This window comes from Pedobacter deserti (genome assembly GCF_024436415.1).
Lineage (GTDB): Bacteria > Bacteroidota > Bacteroidia > Sphingobacteriales > Sphingobacteriaceae > Pedobacter > Pedobacter faecalis.
The window spans coordinates 1655318-1673132 of record NZ_JAFMZQ010000001.1 but is presented as its reverse complement, the minus strand read 5'-3'; the positions used below and the strand labels follow the sequence as shown (position 1 = coordinate 1673132).

Below are 17815 nucleotides of genomic sequence, written 5' to 3'. Positions count from 1 at the left end.
TTTTTACAGAAAAACTAACCAATTAAAACACCATTAAAACAGTTATTCTGATGAAGAGAGTATTGTACCTGATCGGTTTATCGGCTATTTTGTATAGCTGTGGTAAAAGTGACACCAGCGCTACTTATGTGGCCCGGCCGCTGACAGTAAATGAGAAATTTAACAGCAGCGCTCCTGATAGTGTTCTGAAAATATATCCTTATAAGGGGGAAGATGCCGGCTCGGACGGCAAACCAGTGTATACGGTTAAGTTTAGGGATACACTTGTTAGAATCCAGATGGGCGAATCAGATACTGGGGCTATTGCTGAAAAATTTGGCTTTGCAGAGTTTATCAATACACAAAAAACGGCGATGCTGGTGCAGGTGGCGGATAACTCGGGACTTACCGCACCCTTTTTTATCGTTGCCTTTAACGACGGCAAGCTTGATGTGGCCAGCCTTTACAGGGCTTCAAACGGCAAGCGCGACAAAGATGTTACAAAGGGAATTAACCAGATTGGCCGCAATGGTTACGTAGTGAACAATGACTTCTTTGTAGCCAATGTAAATGCGAAAGTATATGTGCTTAAAAGACAAAATCCAGAAGAGCGCATACAAGGTGAATTTCTTACACACTCTCCTGACCGGACGACACTGGTTTTTTTAACGCCTAACTCGTTATATCAGGTGAATTATGTTGCGAATGAAACGTTAAACGTGCCTTATAGACCTGAACAGGCCAACAATATTATCAGGGAGGTGCAGCAGAACTATACCTGGCAGCAACAAGGCAATACCAGCGTGTATTTCTTCAAGCCTGGCCAGGACAGGGTTGTCGATATCTCAGAATTTAACTAGTCTTGGGGCCGGTTAAATAATAGACCGGAATTCCGATTAACATAATCACAACACCCCATCCGCATGTGCTTGTCTTAAATATCAGCAGGGCAATGCATAGTGCGGATGCGGTGATGATATAGAAGGCAGGAAAAAAGGGATAGCCAAACGCTTTATAGGGCCGCTCGGCCTCTGGCATTTTCCGCCTTAAGATAAAAATCCCATATATAGTCAGAATATAAAAGATGAGCACGATAATCACCACAAAATCGAGCAATGCACCGTATTTCCCGGTGAGACATAGTACGGAGGCCCAAACACTTTGTACCCACAGTGCGCGTCCGGGTACATCTGCTGAATTTAGACGTGCTGCCTGTTTGAAAAACAACCCGTCTTTGGCCATAGTATAATATACCCTAGCCCCTGCCATAATAAGTCCGTTGTTGCACGCAAAGGTGGATATCATAATCATGAGGGCAATAATGATGGTTCCTGCAGGCCCGAAAATTGACTGAGCGGCCACTACTGCAACCCGGTCAGATTTTGCTGTGGCTATTTCGTTCAGGGGAAGAACGGAGATATACATCAGGTTGGCCAGGATATAAATCACACTGACGATAAAAGTTCCAAGAAAGAGGCTTAATCCGACGTTGCGCTGGGGATTTTTGATTTCTCCGGCAATAAAAGTAACTCCGTTCCAGGCATCGCTGGAAAAGAGGGAACCTACCATGGCTGCAGCAATACCTGACACAAGGAGGGTACCGCTCACATCTGCCCAACTCAGGGAGCTGGTGTCGAAAGCACGTGGCTGCCAGGCGTCGGCCCAGTTGGCATTCCATACTTCGGAACTTGCTGCCAGGCTGAATCCAAAAACAATGAGACCAAATAGTGATAATATCTTAATGATGGTGAGGATAGTCTGCAGCATCTTACTGTTTTTAACTCCCCTGCTGTTCAAATAAGTAAGCAGCACAATGGTGATGATAGATACGATCTGGGCGGCATTGAGCTGGAAGGAGCCTGCTGTCCAGAGTATATTTTCATCGCTGAAAGGTTCGTAGAGGTATGCGGCAAACTTTGAAAATGCGACGCCGACAGCTGCAATGGTTCCGGTTTGTATGACAGCAAAGAGACTCCAACCATACAAGAAGGCTATGAGTTTGTTGTAAGCTTCTTTTAGGTAGATGTATTGTCCACCGGCTTTTGGAAACATTGCACTTAGCTCACCATAACTGACTGCGGCGATCATGGTAATAACCGCTGTGAGAACCCATACGAGTATCAGCCAGCCCGCCGAACCTACATTGCGTGCGATATCCGCACTGACAATAAAGATGCCCGACCCTATCATTGATCCGACTACAAGCATGGTTCCGTCGAGTAACCCAAGTTCTCTTTTAAACGTGCCGTCGTGCGACTGTGCTTCCATATGTTTGTTTGCTAAAACTACCTTTATTGAATATTTTCTGGGCTAATATATTTAAAAGTCAGTTAAGTTCAATGCGCTGTATGTGAATCATTTTTAGCATAAATCGGACGGATTGGACCGCCGAAATAAATATTTGCGGTCGCAGCCTCAAAAATTTGGTAATTACGCAAACACCGCTATTTTTGCAATAGCCCACCACCCCGTATTCGATTGATTTTCTTTTGAATAGAGGGTAGGGCTAAAACAACCAAATATCTAAAGACCTATCAGAAATTTAAACGAGAACATTTATGGAGTTTTTACAACAGAATTTAATTTATCTCATCCCTGTACTGGGGCTTGCGGGTATTGTGGTGATGGCGGTTAAAAGTGCCTGGGTAAACAAGCAGGATGCGGGCGACAAAAACATGCAGGAACTGGCCGGCTACATCGCCGACGGCGCAATGGCTTTTCTGAAAGCGGAATGGCGTGTCCTGAGCATTTTTGTACTTGTTACGGCTGCTCTCCTGGCCTATTCGGGCACAGTGCATGAGATAAACGGAGTAGAACTCCACTCTAGCTGGATTATTTCCATTGCCTTTATTATCGGTGCTGTTTTTTCAGCTACGGCTGGCTACATCGGCATGAAGGCTGCGACCAAAGCGAATGTACGAACCACGCAAGCTGCCCGTACAAGTTTAAAGCAGGCCTTGAAGGTATCGTTTACCGGCGGTGCTGTAATGGGACTTGGTGTAGCAGGACTGGCTATTTTTGGTTTGGGCGGTCTGTTTATTGTATTCCTGAACATTTTCGGCGTTGTTGAAGCAAACAGCACGCAAATGAAGACCGCTATTGAGGTGCTGACCGGCTTTTCACTTGGCGCAGAGTCGATAGCCTTGTTTGCCCGTGTGGGTGGTGGTATATACACCAAAGCCGCTGATGTGGGTGCCGATCTGGTGGGTAAGGTGGAAGCTGGTATCCCGGAAGACGATGTGAGAAACCCTGCAACCATTGCTGACAATGTGGGTGATAACGTAGGTGACGTGGCAGGTATGGGTGCCGACCTCTTCGGATCTTATGTGGCAACTATACTGGCGACGATGGTTTTGGGACAGGAAATTCAGGTAACTGACGATTACAATGGCATGTCGCCCGTTTTATTGCCAATGGTTATCTGCGGGCTCGGCATTATCTTTTCGATCATAGGTACATGGTTCGTCCGCATCAAGGGTGAGGAATCCAATGTTCAGAATGCATTGAACCTAGGCAACTGGGGTTCTATAGTGATTACGGCTATTGCTTCGTTTTTTGTTGTGAAAGGGATGTTACCTGAACAGCTTCACTTACGAGGTGTGGATTTTTCAAGTCTGGATGTGTTTTATTCCATTATCGTCGGTTTGGTTGTAGGCACGCTGATGAGTATTATCACGGAATATTACACCGCAATGGGTAAAGGACCTGTAAATTCTATCATTCAGCAGTCGGGCACCGGGCATGCTACGAATATTATCGGAGGCTTGTCTGTGGGTATGAAATCTACCGTGGCCCCTATCCTGGTGCTTGCGGGGGGAATAATTCTTTCCTATGCTTTCGCCGGACTTTACGGAGTGGCTATTGCAGCCGCTGGTATGATGGCCACTACGGCTATGCAGTTGGCGATTGATGCGTTCGGACCGATTGCCGATAACGCAGGCGGAATTGCAGAGATGAGCCAACTTCCCCCTGAGGTGCGCGAGCGCACCGATAATCTGGATGCGGTTGGCAATACCACTGCTGCAACAGGAAAGGGCTTTGCAATCGCCTCGGCAGCACTTACATCACTGGCATTGTTTGCCGCTTTTGTCGGTGTTGCGGGGATATCGGCCATCGATATTTATAAAGCACCGGTGCTGGCGGGCTTGTTTGTCGGCGCTATGATACCGTTTATATTCTCCGCCTTATGCATTGCAGCCGTAGGTAAAGCCGCTATGGATATGGTTAGGGAGGTTCGCAGACAGTTTCGTGATATCCCGGGTATTATGGAGTACAAAGCTAAACCGGAATATGAAAAATGTGTCGCCATATCGACTAATGCTTCTATCCGTGAGATGATGCTGCCGGGCGCTATCGCGATCCTGGTTCCGATTATCGTGGGATTCGGTTTCAAAGGTGTATTCCCGGAAGTAAGTTCGGCAGAAATCCTTGGCGGACTTTTAGCCGGAGTTACCGTATCGGGCGTATTGATGGGAATCTTCCAGAGCAATGCTGGTGGTGCATGGGATAACGCAAAAAAATCGTTCGAAAAGGGTGTTGAAATTAATGGGGAGATGCATTTCAAAAAATCTGAGCCACATAAAGCTTCCGTAACGGGCGACACTGTTGGTGATCCTTTTAAAGATACTTCTGGACCTTCAATGAATATCCTGATCAAACTTATGTCGATTGTCTCCCTGGTTATAGCACCTTATATTGCTGTATCTGCGAGTGAGCGGCTATCTATGCAAGCTCCAGTGATGCAACTTGAAAAAAGCATGCATTCGATGCAAAAACAGGTAGGAAAACAAATGGATTCGTTAGAAAGAGCTGTACAAGCTTCGTTGCCGGACGAAACGGACGCTCAATAGCGATAGTTTAAGAAAACAAAGGGGGTTTTGAGACAAAATCCCCTTTATTTTTAAACAGATTTTATTTACGTTTGAAACTTTATTCATTAACAAACTAGACAAACCTAAAATATGAGTTTATTTAAGAAAAAACCCATGCATCTGCTGCTTGCGGAAGCAGACGAAACGAGCAAGGGTTTGAAACGTACCTTAAGTGCGGGTGCTTTGGTGGCCTTGGGTATTGGGGCGATTATTGGTGCCGGCTTATTTGTACGCACCGCGGCCGCTGCGGCACAAAACGCGGGTCCTTCAGTTACGATTGGTTTTGTTATCGCTGCAATAGGCTGTGCGCTTGCTGGTTTGTGCTATGCGGAACTGTCTTCATCTATCCCGATTTCGGGAAGTGCCTATACCTACACTTACGCCACCATGGGTGAGGTTATGGCTTGGGTAATTGGCTGGGACCTTGTTCTTGAGTACGCTGTTGGGGCAGCTACTGTAGGTATTGCCTGGAGCGAATACCTAAATAAACTGCTGGTGGAGGTGTTGCATGTTGCGCCTATACCTTACGAATGGTGCCATTCCCCATTGCAGACCTCTGTTGACGGCACATCAGGTATCATGAACCTCCCTGCACTATTTATCGTTACATTGCTGAGCTTCCTGCTGATTAAAGGAACATCGGAATCTGCCTTCGTAAACGGGCTGATCGTGATTACCAAGGTGAGCATCGTGATATTGATCATCGTTTTAGGCTGGGGTTTTGTGAATGCGGCAAATCATACGCCTTATATCCCGCCTGCTGGTGAGTACGTTGACAGTGCCGGTATCAGTCACTCTTTTGGCGGCATCATGGGTATTCTTGGAGCGGCAGGAACAGTGTTCTTCGCCTTTATCGGTTTTGACGCGGTGAGTACTGCTGCTCAGGAGACAAAGAATCCAAAGACTGCTATGCCGATAGGTATCTTGGGCTCTCTTGCTGTATGTACATTGCTTTATATCCTGTTTGCTCATGTCCTTACAGGGATCGCACCAGTCGAGTTCTTTAGAACAAAAGGTGGTGAAGCATCCGTAGTAGCGGCGATAAGCGAATACATGACCGGTTACGGCTGGCTTGCGCAACTGGTAACAGTAGCGATACTTGCCGGGTTTTCTTCAGTTATCCTTGTTATGCTTCTTGGGCAGAGCCGGGTATTTTATTCAATGAGCCGTGATGGTTTGCTGCCAAAGATATTCAGCGACCTTCACAGTAAATATAAAACCCCGTACAAAGCAAACCTCTTTATATTGATCCTGGTGGGGCTTTTCGCTGCTTTTGTACCAGGCGATGTAGTTGGCGATATGACGAGCATTGGTACCTTGTTTGCGTTTATGCTGGTATGCGTAGCGGTGATCATTTTAAGGAAAACTGATCCTGATTTGCCACGCCAGTTTAAGACGCCATGGGTACCCGTAATTCCTATACTAGGCGTTCTGGTGTGTGGTGCAATGATATTTGGCCTTGGGTGGACCAACTGGTTAAGACTTTTCGGATGGCTTGCTCTGGGCTTTGTGATTTATTTTGGTTACAGCCGCAAGCACTCTGTGCTAAATAATACAGGTAAAACGGTAATACCTAAAGACCCACCTGCGCCGAAACTGGATTAATCGGGGATAAGGGTGAAAAAATTAAAGCCGTTTTTCAATTTGAAAAGCGGCTTTTTTTATCTGCAATACAATATCCTAAATGGTTATATTTACTCACTATATGCCGACATATGAATTTTAGTTTTAGTCAGATATTATCTACTTCAATGATCCTCTTTGCTATCATTGATATATTGGGCTCCATCCCTGTGGTTATTGAACTTAGGAAAAAAGCGGGGCATATACAGTCTGAGAAGGCGGCCATAGTGGCAACGATATTAATGATCATCTTCTTGTTTGCGGGCGAATCGTTACTTAAAGTGATTGGGCTCGACGTGGCTTCATTTGCGATTGCCGGTTCATTTGTCATCTTCTTTATTGCGATGGAAATGGTATTAGGTCTTACCATCTTCAAGGAAGGCGACGCACCTGAAACAGTATCTATCGTTCCGCTGGCCTTCCCTTTAATTGCCGGGGCAGGAACCATGACTACCCTGCTTTCACTTAAGACAGAGTATGCGACTCAAAACATCATTGTCGGAATTGTAGTAAATATGCTTTTTGTGTATTTTGTTCTTAAAAATACAAACCGTATTGAGCGGCTGCTTGGAAAATCTGGTTTGAACGTACTCAGAAAGGCCTTTGGCATCATACTGCTTGCCATAGCGATCAAACTGTTCAGGAATAACACCGGCCTGTAACTATGCCTCGGTTTTGATCAGTCGGGCAACAAACATGGTATCGGCTTTGTGGTCATAGCCTTTAATGACTTCTGCCTTTTCAAGGGAAAGCGGAAGGTTTTCAGTGAGCCACTTTACTGAAGTTTCATTTTCCTGCATGAATGCAGAACACGTGATATAAATCAACGGGGCGCCCGGTTTGAGGTATTTACAAACGTTGGTCGCGATCGCCCTTTGCAGCGCTGCAAATGCCTCGATCTTATTGGCATCGAAGTAATGGAGCATTTCGGGTGTACGCCCCCATGTTCCGGAGCCTGAACACGGCGCATCCAGGATGATGCCGTCAAATTCGTAATGATGAAGAACCTGCTCGTTATTTTGCAGGAGATCAAGTACCTTTTTCTGATACGTTTTGATACCTGCGGCGCGAAAGCGTTCTTCCAGGTTGTCAAGACTACTGGAACGCAGGTCGCTTACCAGTAATTGAACGGTAGGTTCTGAATCGTGCAGAAGAAGCGATTTGCCCCCCGATGCCGCACAGCAGTCCCACCAGTATTCCCACTTGCCAGGTTCGAAATATTTGCCCGTTTCCTGAGAAGATAGATCCTGCACCTCGAAGAGCGTCTGATCCGTCAATATCTGCTCTAGCTTGGTACCATTTGGCAAAGCCACTGTCGTTTCAGATAGCTCCCGGAAGGGCACCTCGTGTGCTAATAGTTCGTTGAGCACCTGTGGCATGTAGCTACGTTTAACGCGTATGAAAAGATCAGGCTGTATAAAATGCGACGCCGCAAAAGCCGCACGATCCACACCGGCACTTAAGTGTTCCTGAAAGCGGAAGACGTCTTGCAGATTGAAATCCGGGAAGGTTTCAGTGAGCAGATTGAGCTTATCATGGAGAGCAGACTTCATTTGGTCGACGTAAAAAGGCAGCTCGCTTTCAACGATCAGACTGGGTGTGTCATTGCACAGAAAATCGGCGACAGCCAGCCTTAGATTTTGACTTCGTGTGGCCATGGCATTACCCAATCTAAAATAGCTGTAAATATAGCGTGTGGCCCAACGTCTGTCGGAAGAGCCCATTTGCTTATTTTGCTTGTAATAACCAAAGAGAAAGCGATGCAAAGGGATGTCGCCCTTGTAGCGTTCTAAAATCTGCTGAAATGCCCGTAGCTGGTGATGGATTTTCATTCAAGCTCGCTTAACTGGTAGTTCTGATACCGTAAAAGCATCAGGCTTGTATTCATATATCCGAGTGCTTCATCAAAGTCAAATACGAACCGGTTGTGCAGTCCGGTATATTTTTCCGCAGACAAATGTTTTGCATAGTCGGTGCCGTATTTAGACAGCATCTTCCCAAAATAGAACCCGATGTCAAAACCTTTAAAAGCGAATTCATCTGGCTCAAACTGGTAAAGGGCACGATACTTCTTCACAAACTGGTTAACCCTCGGATCGGTGTAGTTGACCCGGTAAGATGAAGTAACAGCCGTGCGCAGGAGCTGGAGCTTATCGACAGTATAATTCTGTTTAACCCAATCGGGATGCCCGTACAAGTCGACGTTGAGCCCGACATTTTTCATTTTTACCAGCTTGTCGATTGTTGGAGCAACGAAGTCGCGTGCTGAAGAACTGACAATAACGACATATTTTTTTTGCTTGATAAGCTTGGTTTCCATGGTGAATACCGAAGCGTACTCCTGAAAAGAAAACTTACTACCTTTTGATAGGAAAAGCATCCTAAGCGGCGTAGCCATAATCTCGTCGTCAGGATCCTTCCGGCTAATCAATACCACAACCGTATTTGCCGGATCATACCGCTTAACGATATAATTGACGATTTTGGCTGCATGCTGATTTATGTTGTTCACAATTGAAATCAGGTTAGGGTTGTTGAACTCTGCCGGGTGCGTTGCCGCCAGCGGATTGACGATAGGAATGCCCCTGTCTACGCTGTAGTTCTTTAGATGCCTAAGCCCATCGGGAAACACCGGTCCGACGATCAGATTCGCAGACCTTAACTGACCCGTGGTGATTATGCGTTCAAGCTGGGCCTGACTGTCGCCCGTGTCATGTACATTCAGCGTGAAATTAAGCCCTGACGAGGCGGCTGAGTCGACCCCAAGTTTGAATCCCTGGTAAAAGTCGATAGCCATGGCAGATCTATCGACATCTGCTTTGGTAGCCGTCCGAAGATTCACAGATTCAAGCCTGAAAGGTACCAGCAAGGCGATCTTTGCCTGCGTAAATTTCTCTACTGGTTTGGCTTCAATTACCTTTTTTTGCGCGCCAACCTGTGCCGGTTTATTTTCTGCCTGCTGAACTTTTGGTGAACACGCAGATATTAAGAGGCACAATAAGACAAGAAACTGATATCTATTCCCACTCAATAGTAGCAGGTGGCTTTGAACTGATGTCATACACTACGCGATTGATTCCCTTTACCTTATTAATAATCTCATTAGAGATCTTTGCGAGTACGTTATAAGGAAGATGGCACCAGTCGGCCGTCATGCCATCTACAGACTCGACGGCACGCAGGCAAATGACATTTTCGTAAGTACGCTCGTCGCCCATCACACCCACGGATTGAACCGGCAGGAAGATGGCCCCCGCCTGCCAAACTTTGTCATATAGTCCGGCTTCTTTCAGATTATTGATGTAAATGGCGTCAGCCTCTTGCAGAATGGCTACTTTCTCAGCTGTTACTTCGCCCAATATTCTAATGGCCAGGCCCGGACCAGGGAAAGGATGACGTCCAATGATAAAGTCTTCCAATCCTAACGAACGTCCTACTCTTCTGACTTCGTCTTTGAAGAGTGTATTTAGGGGTTCTACCACCTTGAGTTTCATGAAATCAGGTAAGCCACCGACGTTGTGATGCGACTTGATCGTTGCAGACGGACCTTTAACAGAGACCGACTCAATTACATCCGGATAGATGGTTCCCTGCGCCAGCCAAATCACGTCTTTAACAAGGTGAGCCTCGTCATCAAATACCTCGATGAATACCCGGCCGATAGCCTTGCGCTTTAATTCGGGATCTGAAACGCCGGCAAGCTGCCCCAAGAAACGCTCTTTCGCATCGACACCTTTAATGTTCAATCCAAGATGCTTGTATTGCTCTAAAACCGCTTCATATTCGCCCTTACGGAGCAAACCGTTGTCGACGAAAATACAATGCAGGTTTTTACCGATCGCTTTGTGCAACAGGATAGCCGCCACACTGGAGTCTACCCCCCCGGACAATGCGAGCACTACCCTATCATCGCCCAGTTTCTGACGAAGTGATGCAATGGTTGTTTCCACGAATGCATCTGCTGTCCACTCCTGCTTACATCCGCAGATGTCGACAAGGAAATTTTGCAGAAGCTGCTTTCCATCTGTACTATGTGTAACTTCAGGGTGGAACTGTATGGCATAGGTATCGGAATCTTTGACCTGGTATGCTGCAACTCTTACACTGCTTGTGCTGGCGATCAGCTCAAAGTTATCAGGCACCTTGGTGATGGTGTCGCCGTGAGACATCCAAACCTGCGACTCTGCAGGGATATTCCTGAAGAGTTTGTTTTCTGATGCAACATAGTTTAAATGTGCACGACCATATTCCCTGGTTGATGAAGGCTGAACCTCGCCTCCGGAATGCTGAGCGATGTATTGCGCACCGTAACAAACGGCCAATACCGGAAACTTTTTATGGAACATTTCCAGACTGATCTGAGGTGCATCTTTCTGTCTTACCGAATATGGGCTACCGGACAGGATGACACCTTTAACATCGGCACCTATCTCTGGAACATTGTTGAATGGATGAATTTCGCAATAAACATTTAACTCGCGTACTCTCCTGGCTATTAACTGTGTATATTGGGAACCAAAATCGAGAATGATGATTTTTTCTAGCATGGCCAAAGTTAAGAAAATTTAATGACCTCGACGCCGAACCGCTCTAAAAAATCCACGCCTTCATCGCTTGGGAGCCCTTTATATTCTGCATAGGAATCCCGATAAAACACGGTTTTTATCCCGGAGGATAAAATTAACCTGGCACAGGCGATGCAGGGCGACAGTGTGGTATATAAAGTTGAGCCTGATATTTTTGAACCGTTTTTAACCGCATACAAAATGGCATTCTCCTCGGCATGAAGGGCCAGCGAGCAACTGCCTCTGGAATCACGCGCGCAGCCTGTTTTAGGCCACTCTTCATCGCAATTGTGCGTACCGGCAGGGGGCCCGTTATAACCGATCGATATGATTCTGGTATCCTTGGCCAAAACGGCACCTACATGGGCACGTACGCAATGTGAACGTAAGGCCAGCTCGGAGGCCAGGTTCATAAAAATATGATTGAAACTGGGTTTTTCTGTCATTTTATAATTAAAAAGCCCCGGAACGAGATATCCCGGGGCTAATATATATGATTAAAAAATTAATGTCCGCCTGAAACTTTCTTGTCAAAGCTGATACCCTGGCTACGCAAAATACCACTGACTTTCCATGCGTAAAACGCCAGGTATGCGAAACAGAGTATACCAACTATATAGCTGTACTGCAACCCTGTAAACTCGGATACGTATCCTTGTATGTAACTTACGATACCTCCACCCATGATCATCATGATCAGGAAGCTGCTTCCCTGGCTGGTGTGTTTACCTAAGCCGCTTACCGCCAGCGTAAATATACATGGCCAAAGGGTACTGCAAAATAAACCAACACTCGTAATTGCGTAGACGCTGACCATACCCGTGGTAAACATACCTATCAACAGGGCCGCGATCCCTACAAATGAGAATATTAAGAGCATCCTTGCGGGACTTCCTTTACTGGCTGTATCGGCGATGATCAGTATAAGGATTATCGCAGCGTAGATATAAAAAGGTGCCAGATCATGATTTGCGATGGCGTTGACTCCAAGGAAGATGCAAAATGCCAGATATGGAGCTACGAAACGAAGTACTTTTTGTATATTGACCTTGTCGGTAAACGCCTCTACTGCACCTGTCCATCTACCAATCATCATACTGGCCCAATAGAGTGAAATATACGGTGCAATGTCACTTATCTCGAAACCAAGTTCCCGCTCCATATAGGCAGGAAGATTACTAGCGGTAGAGACTTCGACGCCCACGTATACAAAGATCGCGATCATCCCAAGCACCAACTGTGGGTATTTAAGCGCAGATCCTTTGATTGACGATGCGTCTTCGATGGTGCTTTCTACAAGTGGCGGACGATCGGGAAGCGGTGACAATTTTAAGAAGATAGCAACCGCTATAAAGGCGGCGCCCAGTATAAGGTAAGGTACTTTTACGCTTTCGATACTGATTGAGCTCGTAGCATTTGTGCTGGCCCCGAAAATTGCGAAGCTTACAATTAGCGGACCTATCGTAGTACCAAAGTTGTTGATACCGCCGGCAAGCGTTAGACGTTGAGAACCGGTAGAGATAGGTCCCAGTGCAATAGCCAATGGGTTAGCGACGGTCTGCTGAAGCGAAAAACCGAGGGCCACGATAAATAGTCCTGAGAGCATCAAAGGGAATGAACCCGTATTCGCGGCCGGATAAAACAGGAGTGTTCCTACTGCAGATATTACCAGCCCGAGGGCTAATGAGTTTTTGTAACCGATGGTGTTAACGATATCTTTTTTAATAAGTATAGATATTCCGGCATAGATTAATGAACCTACTGTATAAGCGATATAAAAGGCCAGGGAAACCCATTGGCTTTGACTTTGGGTTAGATCAAAAGCTTTCTGAAATACGGGTATCAGGATATCGTTACTAGCTGCAACGAAGCCCCAAAAAAAGAAAACCGTGACCAAAGGAATAAACTGGCCCCACTTTGTTTGTAAATTTTCTGCACTCATGTTTAGATTGGTTATTTAAAAGGCTAAACTTAGTAAAAAAAACCAGAACATAAAGTGTAATAATAACACGACAGACGAGTTATAAATCGCATATTAGCACATTAATTATAAAGGAGCTGAATGTTTGAGGCAATATTACATGGAGTAGGCGCTGGAATATTATTTTCGTTTTTAACTGGCCCCGTATTCTTCTCTATGATCAAAACGAGCATTGAAAAGGGTTTTAAGGCCGGTTTCTCGCTTGCCGTAGGTGTGGTTTTGAGCGATATTATCTTTATCTCTCTGACCATTTTCAGCACCCAGTTTGTTGACTATAATGCTGCTTATAATCAATATGTATCGATCATTGGCGGCCTTTTCCTGTTTGCGATAGGATTGTATTATCTGATCAAAAAGGTGGAGGTTAATTACAGCTTAAGCGAAGTGACAAGGATTAGGAAACGTGGCTACTTGCTGAAGGGCTTTTTCATGTGCCTTTTATCCCCTACCACACTGATGTTCTGGATTATGGTGGGCGGAATAATATCGATGCAACTCCATTACGACTTCAACGAAAAAATACTCTTTTTTGCAGTAGCGATGGCTACACAATTGCTGGTTGACTGTGTGAAAACATATTATGCTGCGCGACTAAGACATAAAATCGAACCTCATACCATTCAGCTTTTGAACCGTATAGCCGGGAGCGTTATTCTTATCTTTGCTTTACGCCTTTTCTTCCAGGTAGTAATCAGGGGGTAAGAAAACACCTCGCTTCCTTACCCATTGACCGTCTTAATACGCCCGCTGGTTATTTCCTTCTTTCCAGTTGACAAAAGCTTTATTTACCACTTTATTTCCGCCTGGGGTTGGATAATTCCCTGAAAAATACCAGTCGCCGGAGTGTGCCGGACAAGCCACATGCAGATTTTCAAGAGTCTGGTAGATAACCTGAACTTCAGCGTCTATATTGTCAGGGGTTATGATTTTAGTGATTTGAGCAGAAATCTCTTCTTGAGTAAAGGACTCATAGATCTCTTTAACGTGGTTGACAATTTCCTCTTTTGGAAGAAGCAGGGAGGCTTTACATTTTTGATAAACATCCTCAATGATATGGCTTAGTCCCCGTTCATTTAACAATTGTATTGCTGCTTCGAAAGCAACAAACTGTCCCATTTTCGACATGTCAATCCCATAACAATCCGGATAGCGGATTTGAGGAGCCGAGGAAACAATAATGATCTTCTTTGGATGCAAGCGGTCGATAATTTTGATGATGCTTTGCTTTAAGGTGGTACCGCGAACAATAGAGTCGTCTATTGCAACCAACGTGTCTGTGTGATTCTTAATTACACCGTAAGTCGTATCATAAACATGCGCGACCATGTCCTGCCGATCTGCGTCCTGAGTAATAAATGTCCTCAATTTCACATCCTTTATGGCCAGTTTTTCGACGCGGGGAGTCATGGACAGCAATTCATCGAGTTCTGCGTCTGTAAGCTTATCCTTACGATGCAACAAAGCCTCTTTTTGAATCCGACGGATATGGGCATAAAGCCCCTCTACCATACCGTAAAATGAAACCTCAGCAGTATTAGGGATGAAAGAAAATACCGTATTTTTCAGATCGCTTTGCACGGCATCCAGAATCTGCCCACACAAAAGCGCACCCAGATGCTTTCTTTCCCGGTAAATCTCTGCGTCGCTGCCTCTTGAAAAATATATCCGCTCAAATGAACAGGCGCGCTTTTCCTGAGGTTCCCTGAAAACCTCCTGTGTTACTTTACCGCTCTTTTTAACGATAAGCGCATGGCCTGGTTGTATTTCTTTGACGGATTTAAACGGAATATTGAAGGCGGTCTGGATTGCCGGGCGTTCAGATGCCGCGATAACAATCTCGTCGTCGTGGTAATAGAACGCCGGTCTGATGCCGGAAGGGTCACGTAATACAAAGGCATCGCCGTTTCCTACTATACCACTTATGGCGTAGCCGCCATCCCAGTTCTTCGCCGAACGGCGTAATATGTTTGCGATGTCCAGATGCTCTGAAATCTTTTGTGTTATTTCAACGTTAGTCAAGCCTTCCTTCTTGTAAGAATCAAAAAGCTCTTGATTTTCATCGTCGAGAAAGTGGCCGATCTTTTCTAATACAGTGACCGTATCTGCCTTTTCCTTTGGATGCTGACCCAATTCGTATAGCTGCTCCAACAGTTCATCCACATTGGTCATGTTGAAGTTACCGGCAATGACAAGATTTCTGGTCATCCAGTTGTTCTGGCGAAGAAAGGGATGACAATTCTCTATACTGTTTTTACCATGCGTACCATACCGCAGGTGACCTAATAAAACTTCTCCAACAAAACTTACGTTAGCTTTTAGCCACTCCGCGTCAGCCATCAACTCCGGTGCCTCATTTTGAATAGGCACAAACTTGTTTTGAACGTACCCAAAAATATCGGCTACGGCATTTTGCGCCATAGACCGGTAACGGCTGATATAGCGGCTACCTGGCTTCATATCTAGCTTAATGGTAGCAATACCGGCACCATCCTGCCCGCGATTGTGTTGCTTCTCCATGAGCAGATATAGCTTGTTTAAGCCATAAAGCGCTGTTCCGTATTTTTGCTGGTAGTATGAGAGCGGTTTTAAAAGGCGGATAAAGGCAATTCCGCATTCATGTTTTATTGAATCACTCATTCGGTGGTTTATTGAGCCGCAAATTTACCGCTAATAATAATAAAAACCTAGAAGGAAATTGAACGTCACGAAGTATGATATTCACATGAAGATCATACCGGTACTAGACTTGATGCTTGGTTGTAACCATCCTAAAGCACTTTAGCTAATGACAGATGGCTGGACTTGACTGTCGACTCAAAGAATATTGAAGCCTGTCTATCGAAAGCTGCTGAATCACCAGTGGTCCTAAAATTAACCTCGCCGTTTGTACTTAAGCGATTGGCAATCTCCGGGTGCCTGCGCAGGTAGTCGCAAAGGCTGTCTGCCACAATCTCACCCTGACCAATAAGCTCAACCCCAACTGGTATATACTGTTTAATTTTAGGCACAAGCAAGGGGTAGTGAGTACAGGCCAATAATAAACAGTCGATCTTGTTGTCCTGTTCGAAGATGAGATCTATGTACTTCTGCACAAAGTAATCTGCTCCAGGCTCCAGGTGTTCGTTGTTCTCCACCAGCGGCACCCACATCGGACAACTTTGTTGGTATACTTCGATGTGGGGATAAAATTTACGGACTTCCAACAGGTAAGATTGCGAATTGATTGTTCCTCTGGTTCCTAATACACCGATTTTCCCTGAAGCCGTATAGGTCCCGATAACTTCCGCTGTTGGTCTGATGACCCCAAGAACCCGGCGTCCTGGGTATTTAAATGGAAGCACACGTTGCTGAATCGTCCGTAATGCTTTAGCTGAAGCGGTATTGCATGCGAGAATAACCAATTGACAGCCCTGGTTAAAGAACCACTCGACACATTCGAGGGTATACTGAAAGACTGTTTCAAATGAATGATCGCCATAAGGCGATCTCGCATTGTCTCCCAGATAAAGATAATCATATTTCGGCAACTTCCCCATAATCGATTTGAGTACGGTAAGCCCGCCATAACCAGAATCAAATACTCCTATAGGTGCTTCGTCAATTTTCATAAAAAAAGGGCTGAAAAAGTCAGCCCTGCAATTTAACGTTTTTATAGTTAACCTTATTTTTTTGGTGCAGTTGTATTTGCTGCCGTTGGAGCTACGCCCAGTTTTGTTTTTACTAAAGGTGTGATATCGTCACCTCCGTCGAAATAAACCAAAGCCGGATTTGTAGTGTCAAACACATATGCATAACCTTTCTCCTTAGAGACAGCTTTAATGGCGTTGTCTACCTTTACCTGAATCGGGTTAAACAATTCTGTGTTCTTCTGTTCAAGTTCCTGTTGTGCCTTCGTCCTAGCATCTTCGATTCTCTTTTCAAGGTCCTGCAGCTCTGTGCCCATCGTCTGTAGCTCCTTGCCCACAACCTCTTTGTTTGCCTCGCTTAGTGTCTTCTGCTTGTCTTGTGCTGCTTTCAATTTAGTCTGATACTCGGTATACATTTTTTCAATCACGGCAGTTTTCTCCTTTTGGAAAGCCTCAAGCGTAGTTCTGGCTGCCTTAACCTCGGCCATTCCATCAATCACCAATGCTGAATTTAAATGTGCGAACTTTTGTTGTGCATTAGCACTGCCGGCTACAAATAATCCTGCAGTTACCATCAATGCGGTCATTAATTTTCTCATCTCTCTTTTTGTTTTCTTAATTTTTACTGTGTGTTACCTACCAGAGAACCTGGCTTATAGCCTAATCTTACTATTACATCATTGCTTACGTCATAGCTACTGCTCGCATAGATCATCATCGTTGCTTCACTGCTCTTGTCAAAGATAAAGTCAAGAAGCTTTGCTTTCGCTACCTCCCCTACTGCCTTCGACACTTTTTCCTGAATAGGGTTTAATAGCTTTACGCGGGCCTGGAAAAGATCCCCTTCAGGCCCGAAAAATTTACGCTGCAAGTCTTTAGCTTCCTTTTCCTTTTCTATGATCTCGTTCTCTCTTCTTTTACGCATATCTTCTGTAAGAAGAACCTGGTCCGCCTGATAGGCTTTGTACATCTTATCGATCGCTACAAACTGCTGGTCAAGCTGCTTTTGCCATTGTTCTGACATTACGCTAAGTTGGTTTTGTGAAGACTTGTACTCCGGTAAATGTTTTAAGATATACTCGGTATCTACATAAGCAAACTTCTGTGCAAATGCACCAAACCCTGAAAAAAGCAGCAACGCCGCAAATAAAATCCTCTTCATCACTTTTC

General features: G+C 45.3%; 15 protein-coding genes. 5 read left to right on the top strand and 10 right to left on the bottom strand.

The window, feature by feature from the left end; genetic code table 11:
* The first annotated feature begins 50 nt into the window (after nucleotides 1–50).
* Nucleotides 51–839: a hypothetical protein gene (locus J3P40_RS07600; protein ID WP_256004292.1), complete on the top strand. Its 789-nt coding sequence runs from the start codon at nucleotides 51–53 to the stop codon at nucleotides 837–839.
* Here J3P40_RS07600 and J3P40_RS07595 read toward each other — a convergent pair.
* Complete coding sequence (locus J3P40_RS07595; RefSeq protein WP_256004290.1) at nucleotides 832–2247, bottom strand: APC family permease; 1416 nt, start codon at nucleotides 2245–2247, stop codon at nucleotides 832–834. The two genes, J3P40_RS07600 and J3P40_RS07595, sit on opposite strands and share 8 nt — an antisense overlap.
* A 290-nt stretch (nucleotides 2248–2537) precedes the next feature.
* Between J3P40_RS07595 and J3P40_RS07590 the strand changes: the two genes are divergently transcribed.
* The 3 genes from J3P40_RS07590 to J3P40_RS07580 all read left to right on the top strand — a co-directional run bounded on the left by J3P40_RS07590 (nucleotide 2538) and on the right by J3P40_RS07580 (nucleotide 7135).
* Nucleotides 2538–4829, top strand: coding sequence for a sodium-translocating pyrophosphatase (locus tag J3P40_RS07590; protein ID WP_256004289.1), 2292 nt, complete (start codon nucleotides 2538–2540; stop codon nucleotides 4827–4829).
* 111 nt (nucleotides 4830–4940) lie between these two features.
* Nucleotides 4941–6455: an amino acid permease gene (locus tag J3P40_RS07585; RefSeq protein WP_256004288.1), complete on the top strand. Its 1515-nt coding sequence runs from the start codon at nucleotides 4941–4943 to the stop codon at nucleotides 6453–6455.
* 110 nt (nucleotides 6456–6565) lie between these two features.
* Entirely contained in the window at nucleotides 6566–7135 is a 570-nt protein-coding gene (locus tag J3P40_RS07580) for a MarC family protein (protein WP_256004287.1), read from the top strand.
* On the opposite strand, the gene J3P40_RS07575 is transcribed toward J3P40_RS07580, so the two are convergent.
* The 5 genes from J3P40_RS07575 to J3P40_RS07555 are packed head-to-tail and all read right to left on the bottom strand — an operon-like array spanning nucleotide 7136 to nucleotide 12980.
* A complete protein-coding gene (locus J3P40_RS07575; protein WP_256004286.1) occupies nucleotides 7136–8305 on the bottom strand; it encodes an RsmB/NOP family class I SAM-dependent RNA methyltransferase in 1170 nt (389 codons plus the stop codon).
* Nucleotides 8302–9534, bottom strand: coding sequence for an ABC transporter substrate-binding protein (locus J3P40_RS07570; protein ID WP_256004285.1), 1233 nt, complete (start codon nucleotides 9532–9534; stop codon nucleotides 8302–8304). Before J3P40_RS07570 ends, J3P40_RS07575 begins: the two co-directional genes overlap by 4 nt.
* Complete coding sequence (guaA, locus tag J3P40_RS07565; protein WP_256004284.1) at nucleotides 9491–11020, bottom strand: glutamine-hydrolyzing GMP synthase; 1530 nt, start codon at nucleotides 11018–11020, stop codon at nucleotides 9491–9493. The genes J3P40_RS07570 and guaA overlap by 44 nt, the downstream gene beginning before the upstream one ends.
* Nucleotides 11021–11028: 8 nt before the next feature.
* Nucleotides 11029–11484, bottom strand: a complete 456-nt coding sequence (locus J3P40_RS07560) for a deoxycytidylate deaminase (protein ID WP_256004283.1) — start codon at nucleotides 11482–11484, stop codon at nucleotides 11029–11031.
* A 59-nt stretch (nucleotides 11485–11543) separates the two neighbouring features.
* Nucleotides 11544–12980 carry an MFS transporter gene (locus tag J3P40_RS07555; RefSeq protein WP_256004282.1) on the bottom strand — a complete coding sequence of 479 codons (1437 nt, stop codon included), beginning with the start codon at nucleotides 12978–12980 and terminating at the stop codon, nucleotides 11544–11546.
* Between the two features lie 120 nt (nucleotides 12981–13100).
* Between J3P40_RS07555 and J3P40_RS07550 the strand changes: the two genes are divergently transcribed.
* Nucleotides 13101–13721 (top strand): LysE family translocator, encoded by a 621-nt coding sequence (locus tag J3P40_RS07550; RefSeq protein ID WP_256004281.1) that lies wholly within the window; start codon nucleotides 13101–13103, stop codon nucleotides 13719–13721.
* A gap of 33 nt (nucleotides 13722–13754) precedes the next feature.
* Here the strand turns inward: J3P40_RS07550 and J3P40_RS07545 are convergent, their stop codons facing one another.
* From J3P40_RS07545 to J3P40_RS07530, 4 genes are all read right to left on the bottom strand, one after another.
* Nucleotides 13755–15656 carry an amidophosphoribosyltransferase gene (locus tag J3P40_RS07545; protein WP_256004280.1) on the bottom strand — a complete coding sequence of 634 codons (1902 nt, stop codon included), beginning with the start codon at nucleotides 15654–15656 and terminating at the stop codon, nucleotides 13755–13757.
* A 131-nt stretch (nucleotides 15657–15787) separates the two neighbouring features.
* The gene (murI, locus tag J3P40_RS07540; protein ID WP_256004279.1) at nucleotides 15788–16627 is read right to left on the bottom strand and encodes a glutamate racemase; all 840 of its coding nucleotides are present in this window, start codon (nucleotides 16625–16627) and stop codon (nucleotides 15788–15790) included.
* Nucleotides 16628–16680: 53 nt separating this feature from the next.
* Nucleotides 16681–17244: an OmpH/Skp family outer membrane protein gene (locus J3P40_RS07535; RefSeq protein ID WP_256004278.1), complete on the bottom strand. Its 564-nt coding sequence runs from the start codon at nucleotides 17242–17244 to the stop codon at nucleotides 16681–16683.
* Between the two features lie 23 nt (nucleotides 17245–17267).
* The gene (locus J3P40_RS07530) at nucleotides 17268–17807 is read right to left on the bottom strand and encodes an OmpH/Skp family outer membrane protein (RefSeq protein WP_256004277.1); all 540 of its coding nucleotides are present in this window, start codon (nucleotides 17805–17807) and stop codon (nucleotides 17268–17270) included.
* Between the last annotated feature and the right edge of the window lie 8 nt (nucleotides 17808–17815).